We start from the raw sequence: 25,005 nt of genomic DNA, 5'->3' as shown, positions 1-25,005 counted from the left end.
TGAAAATACCACGCGATGCGAATCACTCTTAAACAGTTTGTTAGATATTTATCTTAAACAACTTTTTAGTCAAATCAGCAACAATGAATTCACTTGTAAGTTTTGAAGGTTTCACTTTTTTGGGTAATAACATTGCCGCTACCCGCTTGTTAGAAATTGACACTCTTTTAGGAATCGTCATCTGAGCCTTTAACTTTGAGTAATAGAATGTTGCCTGTTGCGCATAATTATTTGCCGTAAAATGCTCCTCTGAATCAACACTTCTTTTGAATATTAGCTCCAAAAGCTCTCCATGTTTTTTACCATCGTTTAGTATTTGTTTTTTTACCAATCCAAAATCATTTAAAATTACAGTCAAAAGTTGCTTATCATTTATGATGATCGTTATAACATTATAAGGATAACCTATACTACTTAATGCAAATGACGGCTCTATATAATCTGGTAGTTCAGTAATAATAACTGACCCAAATGGAGCTGGATAAAGGCTAAAACCTAGATTTCCAAAGTTCGCTAAAATTGATTTTGCAAATTCTATTCCCCTAAAAACCTCCTCATAAGTCAACACCATGCTTTTTGACTTGTCTTTCCTATCTTCAGGGAATTGTGAGTCCTTTAAATTCAAGCCAACATAAATTTTTAACGCCCATACAAATAATTCTTGTTCTGTTGCATCACCATTTTTGATTTTATCTTCTATTTGAGAAAATCTTATTCCATTACACGCCTTACAAGCCGGTAACACCTCATTGATGTATTTAACTTCAGAGTCATTTCTGATCTTTAGCTTTGAATGTTTAATACCATATTTACGATGCATCCACTGAGGTATTACATGCTCTTTTGTATCTGGGTCCTTACCACAAAACATACAACCGTTCATTAATGTATCAACTCCTCTAAATGCTTCACACTTTGTTAAGGTGTTAGGCACGCAATACTGAAGCCTCCTCATAGCACCTTAACCACTAAAACAACGCATAGTAAAAACACCACGTATTGCGAATCACTATTAAACAAGTTATTAAGCCGCAATTTTATCGCTGTCAATTTCTCTTGGAAGAACTACAGCTAAACAATTTAGAGAGGCTTTAAACTTTTCCGCTGGTCCTCGAGTTGATAATTGAATTAACTCATTAAGACCTGATTGACTTGTGAATGACATTTCCTGGTACAGGCAAATTGGTAGCTCATGGTTATCTTTAAACCTGCGGTCTGGTCCACCGGACTTATTTACGTATTTCCACGTTTTATCAACGATCAATGCATCAGCAGGAACTGATTCGTCTTCGATAAATTTTTTATCTCCGACCATCACATCCAAGTCTTGGTAACTCACAGCTCCAATACCTGTAGTGTCATAGACCAACACTCGGTCAGGAAAGAAATGTAGTGTTTGACGACCTACTGCAATAGAAACTGTCCTCACATTTGTTTTTAATCGAGGAGGTTCAGAGATCATAATCGATGTCGGCTTTCGATTTATAAGATTGCTTGCACCCGCATGATATTTTTTATCAAGGACTTTGCCTGAAGCTGATATATGCCAACATTTGTTAGCTTTTGCCATTTGTTCCGCTGCCGAAAACAGCTTGTCATAAGCAAGTTCTATTTCGGAGTCAAAGTCATAGAAAAGTACTGTTGTCTTAGCTAACATGTCTCTCGTATAACAAATCCAAGTAGAAACAATCCCAAACATAATAGTCAAAGCGACAACCCATTTAGGAAGTTCGGCATTATTAATTCCAAAAGCAACAGCGAAGAATAGAATAAAAATAAAAGGCCATAAACTAGATTTTTTTTGTTTATCATTGAGCTCCTTTAGCAGCTCTGCTGAAGAAGAATCTACTATCTGAGAAACATGCGCTGACTCGATTTCTTTCAGTGGTTCATGAGTCGGAGCTTCGAAAGACTCTTGATAGTTGGGGTGAATAGTGTTGTCGACAATTCTTTCCTGAGAACCAATAGGAATAGTCGAGCGATAATAAATACCATTTGCTCCAATGCGGACATAGTTACCTCTTGGGCCAGTTCCAACTCTCAAGCCTTTAACACCTGCTGAAACACCAAATCCAGATTTTGACAAATTGAAACGAAATGGACCAACGCTGATACTCTTTCTTATGTAGAGTCCCATATATTCTCCGAACTTAAAGACACTTTTGTGGCATAACGCCGCGCTAAGTGGTGAGCAATGCTGCCACCTAACCTAAAACATCAAACTGAGAACAAACATTCTCAGTTGTCCACTCAATATATTCTTAAATGCCTCCCGGCTTATTCATAGCTTCTTCATTTGAATCTTAACTGTAAACCTAACGCTCCTTCTATGACAAAAGTCTTATACTTCCCTATCACATTTGTCGCGAGTTATTCTATTGAGACAGCTAGACTTTTTCTAAACTTTAATAAATCAACACTACAAATTATTCATATTGATAGCAGAGCTGTAAGCTATCGTTTTATGCGGTTAGCTCAAACTCTTCTTTCACACATCATACCCTTTAATGGGTAGGTTTCATTTCCTTTTTTCTTGTTTTGCTTGTAAAACCTCATTTTTATCAAAACCTAAACTACTGATAATATTAACAATAAATTGTACGCGTTCTCTTTCACTAACCATCAGACACAAAAAAGCCGAGCAAGTTACCCTGCTCGGCTTTTGAATTTATGACAATAAAAGTGATTAACTTATTTAGTCTACTTTCTTATCTTGTGGTTGGTTTTCAGGAAGGTCTTTCACTTCGTGATACCATAAGTCATGGTGCTCTTTTGCCCATGTCTCATCAACATCACCGGTTACCATGCCATCTAGACCCGCTTCCATACCGAACAGGCCGATATAGATGTGGAAGATGAAACCACAGATCAGGATAAGTGCTGATAGCATATGCACAAGGTTAGATAGCTCCATGTCACGACGTAATTGGCCGAACATTGGGAAATCTAAAACAAAACCACTGAAAGCAACAACAGTACCGAATACAATTAGTAACCAGTAAATTGCTTTTTCACCGCCATTAGAGAAACCTGCTGATGGGTGTGAACCTTTGTGTTTACCCACCATGCCGCCCATTTTCATGAACCATTGAATGTCTGTCTTGTTGAAGATAGATTTTCTCCACCATTTCAGAAGTACACACATTAGTAGGATAAAGAAGATCGGTCCCATGTAGTTGTGGTATTGCTTCGCGGCATAAATGATCATGCCCCAGATTTCACTTGGTAAAATCGGTTTTAAAAAGTGTTTACCATAAACTAAACATAAACCACTGAACGCTAGAGTTAAAAAGCTAAATGCCATGCTCCAGTGTAAGGCGCGATCCATACGAGACCAACGTTTGATCTTACGGCCTGTTTTTGGCTTGCTTAGTTTTAATGGACCAACGACAAAGTACGCCAGTGTTACCATTACTAAACTACCAAAAATAGCAAGTGCACCTAATGGTGACATCCACTTCTCTTTTAGTACAAACCACGTTTCGCCTGCCGTACTAATAAGTACGCCATGTTCAGGCCATTGCGAAGTTGTGTAGCCTTCTTGACCTGCTCTTACTTCACGCCAGATATCTGCGCCAGCAAGTTGGGTCATTTCTTTCTCTGCGCTCTTCGCGGCTGCACTCTCATTTGCCATGCTTGGCATAGCAAATGAAAGCGTTAATGCTGCCATTAGCGGCAGCAATAACGAAAGAGAAAGACGTTTTAATTGTTTCAACATCACTCTCTCCACCGGATTAGCTCTTAGTCGCATCAAACGCAAGATCTTCACCGTCAGTCCAACCTGCGTCTTTCGCGCCACGCTCAACTACACGTTGACGGAAGATGTCAGATACTTTCTCTGCATCACCAGCCAATAGTGCTTTTGTTGAACATAGAGAAGCACACATTGGTAATTTACCTTCAGCGATACGGTTTGCACCGTATTTCTCACGTTCTTCTTTAGAACCTGGTTCTACACCTGGGCCACCAGCACAGAATGTACATTTGTCCATTTTACCACGCTCAGCAAATGCACCCTGTTTAGGGAACTGAGGTGCACCAAATGGACAAGCAAACAGACAGTAACCACAACCGATACAAAGATCTTTGTTGTGACGTACGATGCCGTCTTCTGTGTGTTCAAAACAGTCTGCAGGACATACTGCTTTACATGGCGCATCAGTACAGTGCATACATGCTACTGAGATTGATGTTTCACCTGGTTCACCGTCGTTTAGTGTTACTACGCGACGACGTTGAATGCCCCATTCTAGAGCATCGTCATTTTCGTTTTTACATGCAGTGACACAGCCGTTACATTCGATACAACGCTTGGTGTCACATAAGAATTTCATTCTAGCCATTTTATATCACCCCTTACGCTTTTGTGATTTTACATAGTGTCACTTTGGTTTCCTGCATTTGCGTTACAGGGTCATAACCATAAGTGGTTGCTGTGTTTGCTGCTTCACCAATAACGTATGGATCAGTGCCTTCTGGGTATTTATTACGTAAGTCTTCACCTTGGAATTTACCGCCAAAGTGGAATGGTACGAATGCTAAGCCAGGCTTAACGCGACGAGTTACCATTGCCTTAACGTGAATGCGACCTTTCTCTGCACCTTCAACCCAAACCATGTCACCGTCTTTAAAGCCGATGTCGTTTGCGTCTTTCGGGTTAACTTCAACGAACATTTCTTGTTGAAGTTCAGCTAGCCATGGGTTTGAACGTGTTTCTTCACCACCACCTTCGTACTCAACAAGACGACCAGAAGTCAGAATAATTGGGTATTCTTTTGACTTATCTTGGTCTTGAATTGTTTTGTACAGCGTTGGAATACGGAAGTTCGCAGCGCGGTCATCCCATGTTGGGTAATCAGCAACAAGATCACGACGTGGTGTGTATAACGGCTCACGGTGTTGTGGAACACGGTCAGGGAACGTCCATACAATTGCACGCGCTTTTGCATTACCAAATGGCATACAACCGTGTTTAATAGCAACACGTTGAATACCGCCAGATAAGTCAGTTTTCCAGTTTTTACCTTCTGCTGCTACTTTCTCTTCTGGTGTTAAATCGTCCCACCAGCCTAGTTGTTTAAGCAGTTTGTCAGTGAATTCTGGGTGACCATCTTCGATTTCACAACCTACTGGGTAGCTGTCTTCAGCTAGTAGGCTTTGACCTTCATATTCCACACCAAAACGTGTACGGAAGTTACCGCCACCTTGAGCTACAGGTTTAGACGTATCATAAAGGATATGCGTACCTGGGTGCTTCATTTCTGGTGTACCCCAACAAGGCCAAGGAAGACCGTAGGTTTCACCATTTACTGGGCCGCCTTCTGCTTCTAGCGTTGTTTTGTGGAACGTGTGCCAGTTTTGTGTGTGCGCTTTAATACGCTCAGGGCTTTGACCTGTGTAACCGATTGTCCACATACCTTTGTTGAATTCACGTGTGATGTCTTCAATTACAGGTTGGTTGTTTTCATCAATTTGAATGTTTTTGAACAGTTGATCTGCATAACCAAGTTTTTTACTTAGTAGGTACATGATCTCGTGGTCAGGTTTTGATTCAAACAGTGGCTCAACGATTTTTTCACGCCATTGGAATGAACGGTTTGATGCCGTTACAGAACCGTGCGTTTCAAATTGCGTTGTTGCTGGTAGTAGGTATACACCATCAGTACGGTCGTTCATTACCGCTGCAACCGTTGGGTATGGGTCTACAATAACCATCATATCCAGCTTGCTCATTGCTTTTCTGATTTCAGTACCACGTGTTTGTGAGTTTACTGCGTGACCCCAGTAGAACATTGCACGGATATTGTCGTTTTGTTCGATGTTTGCTTTGTCTTCTAAAACACCATCAACCCAACGAGATACAGGAATACCAAAGTTATTCATTGGCGTTTTGCCGTTGTATTTACCTTGGTCGAAGCGGCCTTTCACCCACTCGAAATCCAATTCCCATACTTTAGACCAGTGTTTCCATGCGCCTTCACCAACACCGTAGTAACCAGGAAGCGTATCAGAAAGAACACCTAAGTCCGTTGCACCTTGTACGTTATCGTGACCACGGAAGATGTTTGCACCACCACCTGATTTACCCATGTTACCAAGAGCAAGTTCTAGGATACAGTATGCACGTGTGTTGTTGTTACCTGTTGTATGTTGAGTACCACCCATACACCAAACAACACAACCTGGACGGTTTTCAGAAAGCAGTTTTGCTGTTTCGTAAACTTCAGCTTCAGTGATGCCTGTTACACGCTCAACTTCTGCTGGGTTCCATTTTGCAACTTCTGTGCGGATCTCATCCATACCAAATACACGTTGGTTAATGAATTCTTGATCTTCCCATTTGTTTGCAAATACATGCCATAGTACACCCCAGATGAAAGCAACATCTGAGCCCGGACGCAATGCAACATAGTGATCAGCTTTTGCTGCTGTACGTGTACGACGTGGATCAGCAACAACGATCTTACAACTGTTCTTCTCTTTTGCGATCAGAATATGTTGCATTGCTACTGGGTGCGCTTCTGCTGGGTTTGAACCAATGAACAGAATTGACTTACAGTTGTGCATGTCATTGAATGAGTTTGTCATCGCACCGTAACCCCAAGTGTTTGCTACACCGGCTACAGTTGTTGAGTGACAAATACGCGCTTGGTGGTCAATGTTGTTTGTGCCCCACATTGCTGCGTTTTTACGATACAAGTATGCTTGTTCGTTGTTGTGTTTTGCAGAACCTAACCAGTAAACTGAATCAGGACCTGACTCTTTACGGATCTCAAGTGCTTTGTTACCCACTTCTTCGATCGCTTGTTCCCACGACAGTTTTTTCCACTTACCGTTTTCAAGCTTCATTGGGTATTTTAGACGACGCTCACCGTGACCATGTTCACGAAGTGCAGCACCTTTTGCACAGTGACCACCTGCGTTGAATGGGTGGTCAAATGCTGGTTCTTGACCAGTCCATACGCCATTTTGTACTTCAGCGTAGATACCACAACCTACTGAACAGTGTGAACAGATAGTACGTTTCACTTCTGTAGGTGCATCAACTGGCACTTCTTTCGCTTGTGCTTTTTTCATCATGCTTGGAACAAACATGCTTGCACTTGCTACTGCACCCGCAGCAATTGTTGAAGTACGCATGAACATACGACGTGTAATGCCCAGTTGGTTCTCTTGCTTCTGTACCGAATCGGAACGTTTAGTCAGTTTCATTATTATGCTCCGTTATAGGCTGTCGTAATAATCACGAATGTGTTGAGTTTCACGATATCCATCGCCTTTTTTCTCAACGTTTTTAGTTTCCGCTACTGTGTTTGCATTTGCAGTACCAGATACCGCTGCGGCTACTGAACCTGCGGCAGCAGCAGTTGCAAGGCCTTTCAGTAGGTTACGGCGGTTTAGGTCCGTTTTTTTATCGCTCATTCAATGCTCCTATGATTCCAATGTATTTGGAATGGGCTTTTGTTTTTATGGTTCTAATTCTCGTTAAATGAATTGATTTACGTACTATTGCACTTCTGTAATTTCAATTTCATTTGGGTTCTTAGCAAATCGTGTTTGCTCTACGCTGAAAAACGCCAGAGTCAAACTCACTACCGATTTGTAGAAATTTGCATGTTCAGCCTGTGTAATTTGATCACAAAGTGAAACAAACCAAGGTTGAATATGTCGATTAAAGAATCGCTGTTGCAGAACTTCTGCATCACCTGACTCGATAAGCATAGCCATTACTTCACATAGTGCTGAAATATGATCTTCTGGCTCTTTTACTTCTTCTGCACGCTCGAAACCAAGCTGCATTAGATCTTGTCGTAATGCGACTAATGGTTTTTCCATTAATGCACCAGCCATGTGCCATGAGCCAAACGGCATCACTTCACCACGGCCTACACCAATAAATAAGTTTTGATACTCATCTTCTAGTGCTTCTTGTTCTGAATTTTTTGCTGCATCTGAAATCACAGACCATGCTTTGCTCATTTCGTGGCTGTCATCGCCTTCGACTTCAATACCACTTAACCAATCAATCACATTTTGATCTGGTGCTACTCGGTATAAATGCGCTAATAAACCGTAGATTTCTTGTCGAATTTGTTGTTGTTCATTCATGCCATTACACCTTTAACTGTTTTTCAGGGTTTGCAGACAAATCGGTAAAGATGTCTCGAACTCGACAATCTTCACACATATATAGACGTTTAATTGATGCTTCATCGTTGAAGTGAGGGTTACCCTGTAACTTAGAGCGTAGTATTTCAATCATTGATGCTGGAGCAAAAGGCGCACCACAGGTAATACAGCATGCCGCGTCTTCTTTATGTACAATTTGTGTTTCTTGACGTGTCTCTTGGTTCCAGTTCATTTGCACTTTCATGCTTAACACTTTTTCTGGACAAGCACTTACGCAAAGACCACATTGAACACAATCTTGCTCAACGAATTTCAGTGTTGGTGAATCTGGATCACTATGAAGAGCACGTGTTGGACACACAGCGACACAACCCATGCACAAGGTACAATCTTTAGTTTCGCAACTGATTGTTCCGTATGGTGCGTGTGATGGTAGAGATTGGATCTCTGTGATTTCAATTTGGTTTGCTTTTGAATCGGCAGCAAGGTGATCCAATGCACCCATTAGACGCTCACGCTTGTTACCTTTTAAAGGTGCATCCATTACAGATAGCGGCGTATCAATCAGTGTCATCTCATTTAACGCTTCCATGTAAACCACTTGGATTCGTTGAGGATCTAAACCTAGTTGAGATAAGAAAGCCTGAGCAATTTCCACTTCTTGTGTTAATACACGTTGAATGGTTTCTGGCATTCTGCGACTTGCGATAAACAGAACTTGCGCTGCGCCATTCACTAGTGCAGAGAACCATGTATCAATACCAACAGACAATAATTCATCAAGAACCACTGGAATAACATGGTCTGGCATGGTTTTCAGTGCCATTACATTGAAGTTCTCGTGGCGATCACTACAAAATGCGATGATAGGTGTCTCTCCACCCTCTTTTTTGTAGTTTGCTAATAAGCGAGTTGCAAAGTTTTGCGTTTTCTCTGCTTCTGGTAATGCGTAGCTGATCGCTTCTGTTGGACACGCGGTTGCACATGTACCAACACCTTGGCAAAGGTATGGGTTAATTTGGATATGGTGACCCGTTTGATCTGAACCTTCACTGGTTAATGCGCCAGCAGGACAAGCATCAACACAACGCTCACACCCTTTTACGCCACGTGAACTGTGCGCACATAACTCTGGATTTAAGCGAAAGTATTTTGGTTTATCAAACGTACCAACAAGACCCGGTAACTCATCAAGCACTTGTGCAAGTGTTGGATAACCACGGCCTACTGGGTAGTAACCCGGTACTGGCACTTGTTCTTTCATCACGCTATCTAGTTTCATATCTAAAACTAAATCAAAAGCGGTTTTTCCGATGGTTGTTTTAGCAAGGTTTACTCGCTCACCATTAACCACGCACTCAACATCAAACGCACCTAAGAAGCCTTTAATGGTGACCTCTTTTGCGTGATAAACGGTTTTGTCCGTTTTTTTATCTTGAGTATCTGATTCTGTCGATACCAATGTGATGCTGTTTAATTCAGAGAACTGCTCTGCTACATCAACAATGATGCTCGTAGGCCCGATAATGACCAAGTTACCACGGCTTTCGTAGCTCACCGTTGGCGGGATCAAGTTGTTTAACTCAACGGTTTGCTCAATAGCGAACTTACGCGCTTTGGCATTCGTTGTTTCTGATTGTGCTAAAAATTGGGTTAACATTGCTTCACCTATTCTTGACCCCACTCGGGCCTATTCAGTTCTATGACTGGTTTATAGGTTCTATATCGCAATATCCGTACCAACTTAATGGCTAATTATGAGAAATATTAATAGGTTGAATTGATGATTATTTAGACTATTTGGCGGGAGTTATTTTTATCCGGGACATTTTGTCGCAACTTGGTTCAAAATGTCCCGATTCTTTATATGGTCTTTTTTGTCTCACTTGGGTCAATATCGTCGTCATTAACGTATTGATATTCATTATCATTTTCATTTGTAGCATCAGTATCAAGAGCGATTTCTTCGTCTGAAATCTCCTCTTTTTCTTCTTCAGGCTCGACTAACCATTCACGTAACTTGCTTGCTGTTTCACTGTCCAGTTTTGGTGGTGTTGAGTAGTTTGGCTCATCTTCCATCGCAAATTCAGGATTCAAAAACATCTTACGAAGTGCTGCTTTTTTCAAGTTTTTGTCTACGCCTTCAGCCATAAATTGACTGACGTTACTTGTACCTGTGATAGTGACTAAATCTGCTTCGGTAGGCAGTTCAGACTCTATCTCAGTTTCGCTTTCTCTTTCAACAGCAACACTAGGCTCAACAAGGGCTTGTGAATCTTCTACCGTGTCTGATTCAGTAGTTAATACTGGCTCATCACTGACTTCTTCACCCTGCTTAACCTTTTGTTTTCTTAAAGACCATCTACTTAGGAAGTTGCTCACTTGCGCGCCCCGCACCTTTACGTTTTTTCTTACGAACTTCTAATAACTCACCGTGTTTACCAATATAAGCTTCTAACCATGCTTGCATCGGTAACGGCATTGCTGTTGAAAGGACTAAATAATCACCATCCATATATTGTCCGATCATACTTTGTGATGCAGTGATCATAACTGGTGTTAGTTGGTCATTATCGTTTTCAAAAGCAAAGAACAATTTAGGATCTTGTGAGCTTAGATTGAAACGATAATCCGTTCTTTCATCGCGGAAAATTTCTAAATCACGCTCAAACAGTGAAACATTATCTTGTGTCTCATTTACCTTCTCATAAAGATGAATATCACCAAGTCGCCATGATGGTGCACTCCAACGACCAACCTGTTTGATTTCTTCAATCACTTCAAATTGTAATGGCCATTTGTTTTCTGTTTTCTGTTCCACAAGTTATCCTTCTTTTGATGAAGTTTTGTATTGCTATTTATACTCTAAAGCAAAGCTTGTACCAACCACGCTTTCTTTTTTTACTCTATGGTATAAAATTTGCCTAACCTAGATAAATAATCAAATCTCATTCATTTGGAGCTTACTTTGAGCCAATCACCTAAAATAATTACTACTGGCACTGTACCAAAACAAACCATTTCTGTTGATGTTTATGATGAATATGGTGAAAAGCTAACAAAAGAGATCGCATGTGAACAACCTTTAACCGTAATGCTGAATTGGCAAGAAGTCGTAACGTTAATGACCCTTGGCGCTCGCCCTGCTGAGTTGGTTTTAGGGTACTTAAAGAACCAACATTTTGTTACTGATGCTTCTCTTTTAGAATCGGTGATTATTGATTGGGAAACCAAAACGGCTGCTGTAAATACGAAAGAAACCACTGAACACGTTAAAGAAAACTTGAAGAAAAAGACGGTTACGTCAGGTTGTGGTCAAGGCACCATGTATGGCAACGTAATGAAGCGACTTGAAAACTATCAAGTACCACAAGTAACTATCAATCAATCTGATCTTTATGAATCATTAGAAGCGCTGACATATCACAACGATACTTACAAAGCTGCGGGTGCGGTTCATGGCTGTGCAGTGTGCAAAGACAATAAAGTGCTTTCATTTGTGGAAGATGTAGGTCGCCATAACGCAGTTGATACCTTAGCTGGTGAGCTATGGTTAAAACAAGAAGCTGGTGATGACAAACTCTTCTACACCACTGGTCGTTTAACGTCAGAAATGGTTATTAAAGTCGCTCAGATGGGTATTCCTGTTCTGCTTTCACGCTCTGGTGTAACTCAAATGGGGTTAGACTTAGCTCAAAAATTTGGCATTACCATTATTGCTCGTGCAAAAGGTAAGCGTTTCCAAGTATTTGCTGGACATGAAAAAATCAAATTTGATGTGAAAGGTTAAGTAGAGCTTAGGGACTAAAAGCTAGGGACTAGGGGCTAGAAAAACAGGGACAAGTAAGAGCCGAAAGCAGATACTAGGGGCTAGAAAAGAACAGGGACGAGTGAGAGCTAAAAGCAGTTACTCGTCCCTGCTCTCACTCGCCACTAGCCCCTCAAGACTAGCCCCTGCTCTTATCTATTGATTTTTCTCAAAAATAGCTCTGAACTCTTCATGGTGCTCTAAGAATATATCGACTATCTTAGGGTCGAAAGAAACGCCCTTTTCTTCTTCGATGATCTTAATCGCTACTTCATGGGTAAAGCCTTCTTTGTAAATACGCTTTTGTCGTAATGCGTCATACACATCCACAATACTTACAATTCGAGCTTCAATCGGTATCTCTTCACCCACTAAACTCAAGTACCCTTTACCATTCCATTTTTCATGATGGTAAAGCACGATGTTTTTAGTTATCAAACTCAAGTCAGTATTCTTGATAATCTCATAACCAATGTTTACGTGTTTTTTCATTACATCGAATTCATCTGAATCCAGTTTTCCCGGTTTCTTCAATATGTAATGAGGTATACCAATCTTTCCAATGTCATGCAGCGAAGCAATCATACGAATGTCTTCTACAAACGAGTTTGGCATTTTCAATAACTTAGAAAGATGCTCAGAATATACGTTGATTCGCTTGTTATGCTCACTGGTTTCTTCATCACTGTATAACGAGGCCATCTCCAATGAACCAATCAATGATTCGTTCATTCTTAAAAGACGAGCTTGTGCTTTTTTCTCTATATAAACACGAGCTATCAACACGCCAATGATAAATAAGCTGACAAGTAGAATTGCAATTAATAGCCAAAAATCATCTTTCTGATACTTTTCATTCTCATTGATATAGATGTTTTTAATCAAACGTTCATTATCTGATGATGTTGATATCAAATTAATGGCATTAAATAGCGCTTCATGCTCTTTCTTTACTGCGATATACACAGAGAATATTTTGGTCAAGGTTCCTGCGGTTTTTAAATCATACATGTCATGGTTGATGGTATGATTCATTAATAAACGTTGGTCACCAAAAGCATAATCAACTCGTCCGTCATCGATTGCTTCAATGATCTCTTCAAAAGTATCAAAAAAGACCATTTTCACATTTAACGTATTGTTTTTTATATAGTCGTAATAATAAGCATTTTTCAACATCCCTACCGTCGAGTAGTTTATATCTGCAATACGAGATATAAAGTTTCCTTCTAACTTATTAAATACTGACAATTCAAAACTGTAATACGGTTTTGTTAGAAAATATTTATCTGTGATGCACTCATTTTCAAATGTTGATAATAAAACATCATAATCTTTACACTCGCCAACACTTGGCTCAGTAAAGGTGACCGAATCTTTAAATATTCGCTTAATACTGTCGAACAACGTAGGTGCAATGCCGTGATACTCTTCATTAACTAAGTAGCTTGCAGGAAACTCATTAACGCCATAACCAACACTGATGCTTGCTCCTTTAAGTTCATTATTCCCTTTAAAAAGATACAAAAAATAATCTTCACGGGATTGTTTAACAAACTCTTTTACTTCTTCAGATTTCAACTCTGTAAAGTATTTCACTAATATACTGTACAACTCAGATTGCGATTTTGGTATTGCAAATGACGTATATAAGTTATTCAACCTTGGTAAGTTTAATGTCGGAAATGCTTTGTCTGTTATTTCTTGTGTATCAGCAACAAAAGCGTCAATCTCCCCGGAATTAAGAGCGTTTATCAGTGAATTAACATCCGCAAATTTTACTGGCGTATATTGTATAGAGTCAGAGTATTGCTCAATAAAATTCGTAGTAGAAAACCAATCTTCAACTAGGCCAATTTTCTTATTATTTAAACTTACAAGATCAATAATTTGATCCGTGTTTTTATAAAAAACTTTGGTGCTCACACGGTACAATGTTGGTACAAAAAAATAGTTTTCTTTTCTACTTTCTGTATCAGCAAAGTCTAAATAAGAGCCTTTTTCTAAACGATCAAACATTGCATGTAAATCATCAATGTCTTTTACTTTTAGCTGGAAGCTTGTATTGAGTTTTTTGTTAATATCTTTAATTAGGTTGCTGTAAAGTCCTTTTGGTGCCCCATCCTCAATAAAAAATAATCTTGAATTATAATCATCATTATAAAAAACGAAATCTTTATTATTTTGTATCCATACCAGCTCTTCCTTTGTTAAATCCATTGAATAAACAAATGAAGAAAAAACACACATGATAAAAACGAAAATTCGTTTCAATTTGCATACACCATAACAATCAATAAACACAAATAAGTGCAAAAAACGCACACTAACAAAGCACTCTGCAAATGTATAATGGAATTTATTGCACCTATCAATCAATAAATTTTATCTAACTTTTCTCGTTAAATTCTTTTTGAAATTTAAGGACTTTTTCTAAATATCTACGAGCTTCTGCTTTAGGATGTTTGTTTGTTAGTGCCCAATAAAGCTGATTTGGTTGCAAACTATTTATCTCATCAATGGCTTTAGTTCTGCTTGGGTCAAATGTTGAGAAAACGCCACCTGATCCACCGTTATAAGCCGAGATCATACTGTAATGCTTATTGGTTGGCTGTTTGATGTCTCTTAAATAACGATTCTTCAAAATATAGAAATACGCTGTACCGGTATCGATATTATGCGCAGGATTAAACAGGTATTCTTTTGTTGGGATCCCCGGTTTATTCTTAACTAATTTAAAGACATCCGCTCCTGCGGTTTTTGGGATCACTTGCATTAAACCATAAGCGCCTGCATGGCTTACAGCATAAGGGTTAAAGCTACTCTCTGTCTGAATAATTGCATAGATTAAGTCGATTGAAATATCGTACTCTTTTGATGCTTTTTTAATTAAATCAGCATATTGGAATTCACGTTGCTCTAAATGGTCATCAACCATAGATATCTCAACGTAATACGCTTTACCATTTTTAATGGTTTTAGTTTGTAACTTATTTTCGATTAAGTAATCAGCATAACGGCCTGCTCGCCATGGCCATTCAATGTCTTTGTTCTCTTGGTCTTTAATTTGGCCAAGTAAGAATGGACGTCCACGCAACGGAATCGATTTATCGCTAAATAAATCCACATGTGATGGATCTGCTGGCATTAATACGGTGCCAATAATCGCTTTTTTCAACGTCTCTTTCGGCTGGTATTGAGAGATCGTCGAAACGTAAATTTTGCCTTTATCAAAATCGATATGCGCGCGAGTTCTATATCCATCCAAATACTTAACGTAACGGTGCTTACCCGCTTCTAAAAACTCTTTATCTCCCCATGTTTTATGAACATGATTAGCAAGATTTTCTAACTGCTCTTCAATGCTTTGATTTGGTTTTGATGTGCTAGGTTTCCAAGAATCTGGCTTTGAGGTTGTGCTATTGTTCGAGTTGGTAGTGTCACTCTCACAATTGCATGAATTCGAGTTAGGTCTTTGGAAATTGCCATCAAAAATAGGCGTACAGGAGACTGTCGCTAAAGAAATAATAAAAGGAATTAATACGTTTTTCATCGATGTCCTAAATAGCGAATTGAATGAATTTTTCAATGCACTGGGATAGATTACACATTAGGTGTTGCTAATAGGAGGCGTATTTTACACATTGTTTATTTTTTTGGAATAGCATACGAAACAAACTTCATAAGTTTTTTTACAAGGTGTTGCCTTACACAACATTGGAAACAAAATCACACTTTTTTGACGTAAAAAAACCGTCACTATTGGACGGTTTTTTACTGTTTATTAATAAGTTACAGTTTATATCGTTTAATTTCTTCTTCTAATGAATCAGCTAACGATTTTAATGACTCAGCCTGTAATGCCGCGGTCTCTGCTTCATGTGCCATTTGGTTAGCTACCTCTTGTACCCCTTCTGTATTTCGACTAATTTCAGCCGTAACACTTGACTGCTCTTCTGCAGCAGAAGCAATTTGAGTCGCCATATCACTGATCACATTAATTTGCGCAGCAATATTCCCAATACTGACTCCCGCTTCATCGACATCTTTTACGCTTGTTTCTGCCAAGTGATGACTGTCCGACATGACTGAAACCGCTTCTTGTGTTGTTGATTGAAGCGTTTCTATCATGGCTTGAATCTCTTCTGTTGAAGTATGAGTACGTTGAGATAGAACTCGAACTTCATCAGCCACAACCGCAAATCCTCGACCTTGCTCGCCAGCACGTGCCGCTTCGATTGCTGCGTTTAATGCGAGTAAGTTTGTTTGCTCGGCTATCGAACGAATGGTGGCCAAAATTGAGCTGATTTTGAGTGCGTGTCCGTTAAGATCTTCAATAATGCCTACCGCGCTATTTACCTCACGAGCAAGGTTTCCGATAGATGCTTGGCTTTGATTTGCTTGATCGTGGCCTGTTTGTGTTAACCCCACCGCTTGCTCTGCCGATTTAGCTGTGTTTTCAGCATTTCCAGCAATCTCTTGTGTCGCACTCGCCATCTCAGTTACTGCAGTAGCAACCATGGTTATTTCATCTTGTTGATGACGAATATTTTGACTGCGTTGAACGGCTGAATCTGCACTTTCTGCTGCTGAACGATTTAGCTCAAAGGTTATTTCACGTAAATTTGATGCCATCGCATGCAAGCGTGATACGAACTGGTTGAAGTTATCAGCTAACTTACCTACTTCATCATCAGATTTAACATTAATACGAACCGTAAGGTCGCCTTCACCATTTGCGATATCCGCTAACGCATCCGAAACCGTACCAAGCTCTCGTAATTGACGAGTTACAAGCCATCCTGTGAACATAGATACAAACAGTAAGATTAACGCTCCAATAGACAGCAATTCAAAAAGCATCGAATTTAATGGCGCTTCTAATATGTCTTTGTCCATCACCAAGGTAATTGCCCAATTGGTATTTGGAACCGCCGTTATCATGACCGCTTTCTCTTTCCCATTCTCTTTGGTAAAGAAAAAACCATCAGATGCAATTTCATTACTTAAATTGTTAGCATCGAATCCATTGCCAAGTTCTGAAATTGGTTTTAACGCCATTTTCTCATTTGGGTGAGCAACAACGATTTTATTGCTCACATCCAGTAGCATGGCATAACCATTGCCTGGAACGGGAATATCAAGAACATCATCAATTAATGCCCCTAATGCCAAGTTAGATGCAGTGACACCGACAATACGCCCATTTTCACGAACCGGTTCTGTTAAGGTAACAACAAGAGCTTGCATAGTATGACTAACATAAGGTTTTGTTGTTATCCCCTTATTAGCTGCCAATGTTTCTTTGTACCAGCCACGAGTTCGCGGATCATACCCTGCTTTATTTAACGATGGATCTTGGCGTTGCATCACGCCATTTTCGTCACCGTAATAACTTAAACCAAAACCGCCTGATGTGAATGTCTGTTTTAAATGAGCAACCATATCCAAGTTAGGATCTCGCTCTATTGCTTCTTTCATGGCAACAATCGCATCTTGACGACCTTTAAACCAATCGCCAATACCTAAGCTATAAGCCTTCGCTGTATTTCCACTTTCACTTTGAATGGCATCCCATGCTTGAGTTTTCATTGTCTGATACGAGAAAGTACCAAGAGATACAATGGTTAATACAATAAGCGAAAGACTCGTCAACACGAGTTTAGTTTTTAATGTTAGATGCATAATACGTCTACTTCTAATAATTTTAATTGGTGATACATGCGGAAACAGTAAAACGAACCTAGCCAACCTCGGTTTACTGACATATATCTCATAATTGAAACAAATAGTTACACAACGCATCATATAACATTCGACGCACATCAAAATGTGTTCATTTTCACAAACTTAACTGTCTATCTCGTTAAATCTCTTATAATTTCTTCAGGCATAAAAAAACCTAAGAACAATAAACATTATTCTTAGGCTTTAAAGAAGTGAGGTTACTTATCTTAACAGATCGTTCCTGCACCTTGTTGAATATCAGAATCGTTATCAATGATGGCTTGTGCCGCTATTGCTAAACCTTCTGCAATTTGCTCAAGTTTCATCGTTGGTTGTGAACCATCAACCGATTGCCCTGGTAATAATGGAATATGTACAAAACCATGACGAACATTCGTGTCTTTTAAGTAATGTTGTATTCCATAAAACAGATGGTTACACACAAATGTCCCTGCGGTATTTGAAACCGTGGCAGGTATGCCTTGCGCCTGAATTTCACTAACCATCGCTTTGATAGGAAGTGTCGTAAAGTAAGCGTCTGGCCCACCAGCGACGACTGGCTCATCAATAACTTGAATACCCTCGTTATCAGGGATTCTAAAATCGTCTACATTGATTGCAATACGCTCAGGTGTAATGGCTGCACGTCCTGATGCTTGACCAACAGTAATAACCGCATAGGGTTGTTGCTCTTCAATTGCTTGTTTAACGGTTTCAATCGATTTGTATCGAACCACAGGAACCTGACAAATAACGATCTCACCACCATTAAGCTTGCGCCCTGCAATTAACTTAACCGCTTCCAATGCAGGATTGATTTTATCGTTACCAAATGGTTCAAAACCCGTAATTAAAATCTTTTTCATTGCCTAATTCCCTAAAACGCAAACAGATACATAAATGTAGTATTAATAAGTAACATGATAAAACCAGGAATAAACTGAGTAATAATCACTTGGTTTTTATTCTCTAACTCTAATAGTGCGGCAGGTACAACATTAAAGTTGGCCGCCATCGGTGTCATTAAGGTTCCACAATAGCCAGAAACCATACCAAGCACACCAACGATCACTGGATTACCACCCATTTCAACTATGAGTAGCGGAATACCAATACCTGCAGTGATAACAGCAAACGCAGCAAACGCATTACCCATAACAATGGTGAAGATAGCCATGCCGAATGTATAAGCAATAACATAAGCTAAAACGCTACCATGAGGCACAATTTCTTTTACGATTTGTGAAACGGTATCACCAACACCCGCTTGACCAAACAGATAACCAAGTGCCGCTAAGAATTGCGACAAAATAGCCGCCCACCCAATGGTATCAATTAAACGACGACCTTCATGTATGCTTTGAACAGGTCGACATTTGGTCATTCCATTTGCAACTAATAAAGCCGCAACAGAGCTTATTCCTAAACCAATAAGCGCACTTTCACCGGTTACTTGACTCCATAAAATGGTACCGACAGGAACGATGATCGCAGGAAGAAATAGCATGTTTTGTAATGATTTCGCACTGGCTTTTCTAAATTCATTATCACTTGAATGATAAGAACCAATTCCCATTAGCCCAGCAGAAGCAATCAGTGTCATAAGTAACACCAAAACGCCGACAAACCAATCAGGTAAAATGCTTCCTAAACAGAAAGAAACACCATATGCCAACCAAAATAAACCTGTACCAATTGCTTTTGGATTTTCCTTATCCATAAAGCTTTGAACCGAAAAGGCAATTAATAATAAACCCGTTGCTTGATAAATATATTCTAACATGATGAATCCCTACTCTTGCTTACCAGCTTTTGCCAAACGCGAATCTTCTATCCATGCTCGAACATAAAAGACAACACATGATGCCAATGCAGTTGGAATTGCCCACATAAACATATCGTTTAACGCTACACTGTAACCGTGTTCTTCCAACACACCTTTGATAAGCAACAAACCACCAGCACCAATAAAGATCAGCTGACTAAAGAAGTTAGCAAAGTTTTCACTCATTGCAGCTAAAGCGCGCAAATGTTGTTTCTCTTTATTTGTTAATGGTTTTCTACCTTTTTCTGCTGCAGCTTCTGCCATTGGAGCAACCAACGGACGGATCATTGATGGGTGACCACCCAGATTCAAACCAAGTGCGTTTGTCACTTTACGTAATAATAGATACGTAAGCATTACACGACCTGCGGATGCTTGTTTAATTGAACCAATCAAGGTTTCTGCTCTTTCTCTTAATCCAAAACGCTCTAGAACCCCTATCATAGGTAGAACAAGAATGAATAAAGACATATAGCGGTTTTGCGTAAAAGAAGCCCCGAGGATTGATAAAATCTCGATAAAATCAATCTTAGCAACCAAACCGGTAACAATACCGGCAGTTAAAATAACTAATAAAGTGTTCAAGCGTAATGCAAGACCGACTGTGATGATTAAGACACCAATTAATGGCCAAAAATCAATCATATTACATCCTTATAAATAGTATCTTTACTCCCATAGCAAGATACAGTTAGTTTTTAAAATGGGTAAAACCAAACAACCCCAAAACGTTATAGGACGTTTCGGGGCATTTAACGAGTATATTCAAAATTAAGTAGATGAGAAGTTTTTAAATATTTTTTATTATTAATTTGTGCAAAATATTTAAGAAAGTGTGCCTCACAGGTTAAATAATCAACATATATAAGGTATATACACTCATTGCTGCCATCATTGCAGTAATTAACCACCCAAACACCGACATCCATAGCGGGTGCTTATAGTCTCCTACAATTTGCGCTTTCTTTGCCGCTATTAACATAATGCCTAAGGTAACAGGTAGAATAAATCCGTTTAGAGCACCAGCAACAATAAGAAGAACAACAGGCTTACCGATAAAGCAGAAGATAAAAGTAGAGATAACAATAAAACCAATAATAAATTTACGAGAGTGCAAATCAATCATCGGGTGTAATGTTTTTAAGAACGACACTGACGTATATGCAGCACCGATAACGGAAGTAATGGCCGCAGCCCAAAGAACTAAACCGAAAATTTTGTAACCTATATTACCGGCAGCGTGTTGGAACATTGATGCTGGCGGATTTGAAGGATCCAGAGTGACCCCTGTACTAATTACACCTAACGCTGCTAAAAACAAAATAACACGCACGATTGAAGCCACACTAATCGCAGAAACTGAACCTCGATTCACTTGTGGCAGCGCTTCTTTTCCTGTTACTCCAGCATCAATTAATCGGTGTGCCCCAGCAAAAGTAATATAACCACCAACCGTGCCACCAACTAACGTGATGATTGCAAGAACGTTTAATTTTTCAGGCCAAACTGAACGATACAATGCCTCTCCAATCGGTGGAGACGTTGAGAAAAGAACATACAGAGTCATTACTATTAATGCCGCACCCATTAAAATAGTAAAACGGTCCATCACTTTAGCGGCATCTTTTAACATAAAAATGGTTACAGCAATAACGGCACTGATTGAGGCCCCTATTATCGGAGAAATACTCGGGAATAACACGTTCATCCCCATCCCTGCACCACCAATGTTACCGATATTAAATGCTAACCCTCCTAGAGCTACGGTTCCTGCAATTGCATAACCTAAACCAGGAAGTAAATCATTTGCTATATCCTGAGCGCGTTTTTTGGAAACAACGATTACACGCCAAATATTTAATTGAGCACCAATATCTAAAATAATAGAAACCAGAATAACAAACGCAAAACTAGCCCCTAATGTTTGTGTGAATACTGTTGTTTGAGTTAAAAAACCGGGACCAACTGCTGAGGTTGCCATCAAAAAGGCAGCGCCCATTATCAATGACCAACTAACACCTGAACTTTTCGGTAGCTGTCCTTCCTTTGTGGACGCATTTGACGACTCACTCATGACTTTTTCTGATGACATATCATTTCCTTTTGTTATCACGTCACTGCATCCTTATTGTTGCAGTAGTTTCTCGTCTATCGACGATATTTATTAGAATTATTAAGAGTTATAAGAAGTAAAAAACTGACGTTGAATATGTAACTCTGCTTCTGCGTTATGCAGTTCTTTTTCGTAGAACTGAACCGTTGAACCCGGAACACATTGAGATAAACGACTAATATCAGCGTGTATTACACAGCCAATTTTCGGATAGCCCCCAATCGTTTGACGATCACGCATTAGTACAATAGGTTGACCATCATTCGGAATTTGTATTGCCCCAAGAGCAACCCCTTCTGAAATCAGGTTATTACGTTGACATTGAATGGCTTCACCAGATAGTCGGTATCCCATTCGATCAATGTTATTTGACACGGTATAAACCGTAGAAAAAAATCGTTCACGCTCTTCCGGTAAAAAATCATCATATTGATAACTCGGGATCACTCCTACCTTTATATGTTTACCATATGTGGGAATAAAACGATTTGGAACTTGTTTACGTAATCTTGGTTCTGAAAATACCGTTGATAACTGAGATACATCTACAGAGTAACGAATAAGTACGTTTGCTTTGAGTGGTTTACCATTTCCTTCGAGGCCGCCTAACCCATCACGAACCACTGTTGCTGTACTGCCTAAAATATTATCAATTTTAAATCCACCACTCACTGATAAATAAGCTCGCAGCCCCGCACTCGCAACCCCCATTTCAAGCCTATCACCTGAATTAATCGCATAACTCTGCCAAGGGACTATTGGGTTACCATTTAATTTGGCCTGCATATCCGCACCAGTTAATGCCATCGTGGTTGCAGCATAAAAAGTACAGCTAAATTGCCCTAGTGTGATTTCAATTTGAGTTGCATTAAGATCATTACCAAGTAACTTATTTGCCCAATCAAACGCATGTTCGTCCATTGGACCACCCGGAGTCACACCAACGGACTGGTGACCAAATCGTCCTTTATCTTGAAGTAATGCTAATGGGCCAGTGCTATTAATTCGTAACGTCATTTATATCCCTCACAGACTCTGGTTCACATGGTAATTCACCACCCATTTCAATATAGGTTTCACGAGAAATTGAAACAAAGGTTACTTTCGCTCCCATCTCAAATAAGGTTAAGTTTTTACGATTAAAATCAATAAGGTTGACAGGCGTTCTTCCTATTATTTGCCAGCCACCAGGAGATGATTTTGGATATATAGCCGTTTGTTGTTCTGCAATAGCTAAACTTCCAGCAGGCACCATTAAACGTGGTGTGCTTTTTCTAGGGACATGAATTCTAGAATCCGTATTCCCCAAATAAGCAAATCCGGGAGCAAAACCTATGGCATAAACTCGATACGTTTGAGATGAATGTATTGATATCACCTCTTCAAAACTTAACCCTGTATGTTCACAAATCTCATCAGCATCAAGCGACACTTCTTTTCCATAATAGACTGGCAGTTCTATTTCTACTGTAGACTTACTTGATTGCATCTTCTGTAAATCAGAAGGTATACACTGACGTAACTGCATCATAAAGCGGCGTAAATCTACACTAGAGGTATCATATGTGATTAATATAGAGGTGTATGAAGGAACAATATCGACAATAAGTGAACCGAGCTCTTGAGTAAAAAGAGTGACTGATTCAGCAATCATGTCAGCGACTTCAGGACTGACTTTATCAGCAAAGGTAAGTAACAAAGTCGATTCATTGACAGCGGATATTTTCATCATGACTCCGACTTTGATTTTAATTTTTTTCGTAGATATTCAGCCGTAGAGACAGCAAATGGTCCGTCCCCATGAATACACAATGTATCTGCGTGTATTTTTATAATGTCGCCATTTAAGGTCGTTACACAGCCTTCATCTATTAATTGATTTGCTTGTTTTTGTATGGCTTCATCTGAGTGATGGCTTGAACCGGGAATACTTCTTGGAACTAAACGCCCTTGCTCGTCATATGCTCTGTCTACAAAGGCTTCAAACCAAAGTGTAATGCCATACTCATTCGCCATATCTACATAACGTTGATGATCAGGAACGGCCATAATAACCAAAGGTAACGTCACATCATATCGCTTCAAGGCTTCTAATAACGTTTGAAGAATGACGTCATTTTTCATCATTGCGTTATATAATGCGCCATGTGGTTTTACATAACTCAACGAGGTCTGCTGACTTTGGCAAATCCCTTCTAATGCACCTAGCTGATAGATAAACAGCGCGGCTAAGTCGTCTGAATCCATTGAGATATCACGTCGACCAAAACCTTGAATATCGTTATAACCAGGATGAGCACCAATCGCCACGCCATGCGCCTTTGCCAGTGCCACCGTTTTCATCATGACACTTGGATCTGAAGCATGCATACCACATGCAATATTCGCCATATCTAAAGCCGGCATCACTGCACTGTCATTACCTAACTGCCATAAACCGAAACTTTCGCCCATATCACAATTAATTCTCATTCCCTGCTCCTTAATTATTAAATTTGGTAGTAACAATAAATGTATGCTTTAAAGCACGGCAAACTGAGAACTTAGGCGATCAGTGATCAACATTTTTCCCGGTGCATGAGTAATACAAAATGGCGGTCGACTCTGACGAATGACATTTTGTGGTGTAACGCCACACCCCCAAAAAACAGGCACTTCATTTGGCTTTATTTCAACGGCGTCGCCATAGTTTGGATTTGATATATCGTTAATGCCAATAAGGCTTGGATCGCCAAAGTGAACTGGTGCTCCATGTGCTTTAGGAAAACGAGTTGTGATTTGAATGGCGCGAATGGCATCAATGGAAGTAAATGGGCGCATTGACACCACATAGTTTCCACTGAATTTTCCTGATGATTGGCAAGGAATACTGGTGTCATACATTGAGACGTTCTTCCCTTCATCGATATTTCGGATGGATAAACCAGATTGTATTAACACCTCTTCAAACGAGAAAGAGCACCCTAAAACAAAAGTAACTAAATCTTCTCTCCATAATGTGGAAAGATCAGAGACTGCGGTTTCAAATTCCCCATCATAAAAAACATGATATTCAGGAACGTCAGTTGATAAATCAATATCCCTTCCGATTGATTGCAGGTACTTTTCTCCTGGTTGAGTAACATCAATTAAAGGACACGCCACCGGATTTTTTTGACAAAACAGCAAAAAATCGGTTGCCCACTCAGCTGGCAATATAACAAGGTTGGCTTGTAAATATCCTGCAGCACACCCCGTTGTTGAACCCGTAAATTGATTATTTCTAATAAGATTACGTAATTCTTTAAGAGGCAGTGTATTGAGCGACAGTCCTTGATCCATATAACAATCCTTTCGTTATTTGTAATTTTATCGTTAACCAAGAGTTACATTACTGCTTATTTATATAATGTCTATTCGTAT

General features: G+C 39.6%; 22 protein-coding genes. 1 reads left to right on the top strand and 21 read right to left on the bottom strand.

Annotated features, from left to right (window positions below):
- Nucleotides 1–40 precede the first annotated feature (40 nt).
- The 10 genes from HC728_RS10480 to HC728_RS10435 all read right to left on the bottom strand — a co-directional run bounded on the left by HC728_RS10480 (nt 41) and on the right by HC728_RS10435 (nt 10,951).
- Nucleotides 41–934 carry a hypothetical protein gene (locus HC728_RS10480; protein WP_190395452.1) on the bottom strand — a complete coding sequence of 298 codons (894 nt, stop codon included), beginning with the start codon at nt 932–934 and terminating at the stop codon, nt 41–43.
- Nucleotides 935–1,024: 90 nt separating this feature from the next.
- Nucleotides 1,025–2,137 (bottom strand): DUF4236 domain-containing protein, encoded by a 1,113-nt coding sequence (locus HC728_RS10475; protein ID WP_190395451.1) that lies wholly within the window; start codon nt 2,135–2,137, stop codon nt 1,025–1,027.
- Between the two features lie 558 nt (nt 2,138–2,695).
- The gene (locus HC728_RS10470) at nt 2,696–3,718 is read right to left on the bottom strand and encodes a formate dehydrogenase subunit gamma (RefSeq protein ID WP_190395450.1); all 1,023 of its coding nucleotides are present in this window, start codon (nt 3,716–3,718) and stop codon (nt 2,696–2,698) included.
- A gap of 16 nt (nt 3,719–3,734) precedes the next feature.
- On the bottom strand, nt 3,735–4,343 hold the full coding sequence (fdh3B, locus tag HC728_RS10465) for a formate dehydrogenase FDH3 subunit beta (protein ID WP_005419330.1): 609 nt from the start codon (nt 4,341–4,343) through the stop codon (nt 3,735–3,737).
- 13 nt (nt 4,344–4,356) lie between these two features.
- Complete coding sequence (locus HC728_RS10460) at nt 4,357–7,212, bottom strand: formate dehydrogenase subunit alpha (RefSeq protein WP_005419336.1); 2,856 nt, start codon at nt 7,210–7,212, stop codon at nt 4,357–4,359.
- Nucleotides 7,213–7,224: 12 nt separating this feature from the next.
- A complete protein-coding gene (locus HC728_RS10455; RefSeq protein ID WP_005419337.1) occupies nt 7,225–7,422 on the bottom strand; it encodes a twin-arginine translocation signal domain-containing protein in 198 nt (65 codons plus the stop codon).
- An 84-nt stretch (nt 7,423–7,506) separates the two neighbouring features.
- Nucleotides 7,507–8,109: a molecular chaperone gene (locus tag HC728_RS10450; RefSeq protein WP_011261957.1), complete on the bottom strand. Its 603-nt coding sequence runs from the start codon at nt 8,107–8,109 to the stop codon at nt 7,507–7,509.
- A 4-nt stretch (nt 8,110–8,113) separates the two neighbouring features.
- Nucleotides 8,114–9,790 carry a 4Fe-4S dicluster domain-containing protein gene (locus HC728_RS10445; protein WP_190395449.1) on the bottom strand — a complete coding sequence of 559 codons (1,677 nt, stop codon included), beginning with the start codon at nt 9,788–9,790 and terminating at the stop codon, nt 8,114–8,116.
- 203 nt (nt 9,791–9,993) lie between these two features.
- The gene (locus HC728_RS10440; protein WP_190395448.1) at nt 9,994–10,512 is read right to left on the bottom strand and encodes a DUF3306 domain-containing protein; all 519 of its coding nucleotides are present in this window, start codon (nt 10,510–10,512) and stop codon (nt 9,994–9,996) included.
- Nucleotides 10,493–10,951: a DUF3305 domain-containing protein gene (locus HC728_RS10435; protein WP_005419342.1), complete on the bottom strand. Its 459-nt coding sequence runs from the start codon at nt 10,949–10,951 to the stop codon at nt 10,493–10,495. The genes HC728_RS10440 and HC728_RS10435 overlap by 20 nt, the downstream gene beginning before the upstream one ends.
- A 147-nt stretch (nt 10,952–11,098) precedes the next feature.
- Here HC728_RS10435 and HC728_RS10430 point away from each other — a divergent pair, with 147 nt between their 5' ends.
- Complete coding sequence (locus HC728_RS10430; protein WP_190395447.1) at nt 11,099–11,920, top strand: formate dehydrogenase accessory sulfurtransferase FdhD; 822 nt, start codon at nt 11,099–11,101, stop codon at nt 11,918–11,920.
- Nucleotides 11,921–12,094: 174 nt separating this feature from the next.
- Here HC728_RS10430 and HC728_RS10425 read toward each other — a convergent pair whose 3' ends face one another.
- The 11 genes from HC728_RS10425 to HC728_RS10375 all read right to left on the bottom strand — a co-directional run bounded on the left by HC728_RS10425 (nt 12,095) and on the right by HC728_RS10375 (nt 24,924).
- A complete protein-coding gene (locus tag HC728_RS10425) occupies nt 12,095–14,188 on the bottom strand; it encodes an HD domain-containing phosphohydrolase (RefSeq protein ID WP_065623544.1) in 2,094 nt (697 codons plus the stop codon).
- 139 nt (nt 14,189–14,327) lie between these two features.
- Nucleotides 14,328–15,491: a membrane-bound lytic murein transglycosylase MltC gene (gene mltC, locus HC728_RS10420; RefSeq protein WP_065597456.1), complete on the bottom strand. Its 1,164-nt coding sequence runs from the start codon at nt 15,489–15,491 to the stop codon at nt 14,328–14,330.
- A gap of 239 nt (nt 15,492–15,730) precedes the next feature.
- Nucleotides 15,731–17,623, bottom strand: a complete 1,893-nt coding sequence (locus HC728_RS10415; RefSeq protein WP_190395446.1) for a methyl-accepting chemotaxis protein — start codon at nt 17,621–17,623, stop codon at nt 15,731–15,733.
- A 269-nt stretch (nt 17,624–17,892) separates the two neighbouring features.
- Complete coding sequence (pcp, locus tag HC728_RS10410; protein WP_190395445.1) at nt 17,893–18,531, bottom strand: pyroglutamyl-peptidase I; 639 nt, start codon at nt 18,529–18,531, stop codon at nt 17,893–17,895.
- 11 nt (nt 18,532–18,542) lie between these two features.
- Nucleotides 18,543–19,448, bottom strand: a complete 906-nt coding sequence (locus HC728_RS10405) for a DUF979 domain-containing protein (protein ID WP_005419353.1) — start codon at nt 19,446–19,448, stop codon at nt 18,543–18,545.
- A 9-nt stretch (nt 19,449–19,457) separates the two neighbouring features.
- On the bottom strand, nt 19,458–20,135 hold the full coding sequence (locus HC728_RS10400) for a DUF969 domain-containing protein (protein ID WP_005419355.1): 678 nt from the start codon (nt 20,133–20,135) through the stop codon (nt 19,458–19,460).
- Between the two features lie 202 nt (nt 20,136–20,337).
- Nucleotides 20,338–21,582, bottom strand: coding sequence for an NRAMP family divalent metal transporter (locus HC728_RS10395; RefSeq protein ID WP_190395444.1), 1,245 nt, complete (start codon nt 21,580–21,582; stop codon nt 20,338–20,340).
- Nucleotides 21,583–21,663: 81 nt separating this feature from the next.
- Nucleotides 21,664–22,620 (bottom strand): biotin-dependent carboxyltransferase family protein, encoded by a 957-nt coding sequence (locus HC728_RS10390; protein WP_190395443.1) that lies wholly within the window; start codon nt 22,618–22,620, stop codon nt 21,664–21,666.
- Nucleotides 22,604–23,335: a 5-oxoprolinase subunit PxpB gene (gene pxpB, locus HC728_RS10385; protein ID WP_238933806.1), complete on the bottom strand. Its 732-nt coding sequence runs from the start codon at nt 23,333–23,335 to the stop codon at nt 22,604–22,606. Before pxpB ends, HC728_RS10390 begins: the two co-directional genes overlap by 17 nt.
- Nucleotides 23,332–24,075 carry a 5-oxoprolinase subunit PxpA gene (locus tag HC728_RS10380; protein WP_190395442.1) on the bottom strand — a complete coding sequence of 248 codons (744 nt, stop codon included), beginning with the start codon at nt 24,073–24,075 and terminating at the stop codon, nt 23,332–23,334. Before HC728_RS10380 ends, pxpB begins: the two co-directional genes overlap by 4 nt.
- A gap of 48 nt (nt 24,076–24,123) precedes the next feature.
- Nucleotides 24,124–24,924, bottom strand: a complete 801-nt coding sequence (locus HC728_RS10375) for a putative hydro-lyase (protein ID WP_190395441.1) — start codon at nt 24,922–24,924, stop codon at nt 24,124–24,126.
- Between the last annotated feature and the right edge of the window lie 81 nt (nt 24,925–25,005).

It is taken from the genome of Aliivibrio sp. S10_S31 (genome assembly GCF_014694495.1).
Taxonomy (GTDB): domain Bacteria; phylum Pseudomonadota; class Gammaproteobacteria; order Enterobacterales; family Vibrionaceae; genus Aliivibrio; species Aliivibrio fischeri.
Note: the sequence above shows the minus strand (reverse complement) of the source record. Positions and strands in the feature narration are given on the sequence as shown.

Bases quoted from the DNA above. Each gene is read 5' to 3' on its own strand.
- HC728_RS10475 (WP_190395451.1), bottom strand. From the start codon at position 2,137: ATGGGACTCTACATAAGAAAGAGTATCAGCGTTGGTCCATTTCGTTTC.
- HC728_RS10470 (WP_190395450.1), bottom strand. From the start codon at position 3,718: ATGTTGAAACAATTAAAACGTCTTTCTCTTTCGTTATTGCTGCCGCTA.
- fdh3B (WP_005419330.1), bottom strand. From the start codon at position 4,343: ATGGCTAGAATGAAATTCTTATGTGACACCAAGCGTTGTATCGAATGT.
- HC728_RS10460 (WP_005419336.1), bottom strand. From the start codon at position 7,212: ATGAAACTGACTAAACGTTCCGATTCGGTACAGAAGCAAGAGAACCAA.
- HC728_RS10455 (WP_005419337.1), bottom strand. From the start codon at position 7,422: ATGAGCGATAAAAAAACGGACCTAAACCGCCGTAACCTACTGAAAGGC.
- HC728_RS10450 (WP_011261957.1), bottom strand. From the start codon at position 8,109: ATGAATGAACAACAACAAATTCGACAAGAAATCTACGGTTTATTAGCG.
- HC728_RS10445 (WP_190395449.1), bottom strand. From the start codon at position 9,790: ATGTTAACCCAATTTTTAGCACAATCAGAAACAACGAATGCCAAAGCG.
- HC728_RS10425 (WP_065623544.1), bottom strand. From the start codon at position 14,188: ATGTGTGTTTTTTCTTCATTTGTTTATTCAATGGATTTAACAAAGGAA.
- mltC (WP_065597456.1), bottom strand. From the start codon at position 15,491: ATGAAAAACGTATTAATTCCTTTTATTATTTCTTTAGCGACAGTCTCC.
- HC728_RS10415 (WP_190395446.1), bottom strand. From the start codon at position 17,623: ATGCATCTAACATTAAAAACTAAACTCGTGTTGACGAGTCTTTCGCTT.
- pcp (WP_190395445.1), bottom strand. From the start codon at position 18,531: ATGAAAAAGATTTTAATTACGGGTTTTGAACCATTTGGTAACGATAAA.
- HC728_RS10405 (WP_005419353.1), bottom strand. From the start codon at position 19,448: ATGTTAGAATATATTTATCAAGCAACGGGTTTATTATTAATTGCCTTT.
- HC728_RS10400 (WP_005419355.1), bottom strand. From the start codon at position 20,135: ATGATTGATTTTTGGCCATTAATTGGTGTCTTAATCATCACAGTCGGT.
- HC728_RS10395 (WP_190395444.1), bottom strand. From the start codon at position 21,582: ATGTCATCAGAAAAAGTCATGAGTGAGTCGTCAAATGCGTCCACAAAG.
- HC728_RS10390 (WP_190395443.1), bottom strand. From the start codon at position 22,620: ATGACGTTACGAATTAATAGCACTGGCCCATTAGCATTACTTCAAGAT.
- pxpB (WP_238933806.1), bottom strand. From the start codon at position 23,335: ATGATGAAAATATCCGCTGTCAATGAATCGACTTTGTTACTTACCTTT.
- HC728_RS10380 (WP_190395442.1), bottom strand. From the start codon at position 24,075: ATGAGAATTAATTGTGATATGGGCGAAAGTTTCGGTTTATGGCAGTTA.
- HC728_RS10375 (WP_190395441.1), bottom strand. From the start codon at position 24,924: ATGGATCAAGGACTGTCGCTCAATACACTGCCTCTTAAAGAATTACGT.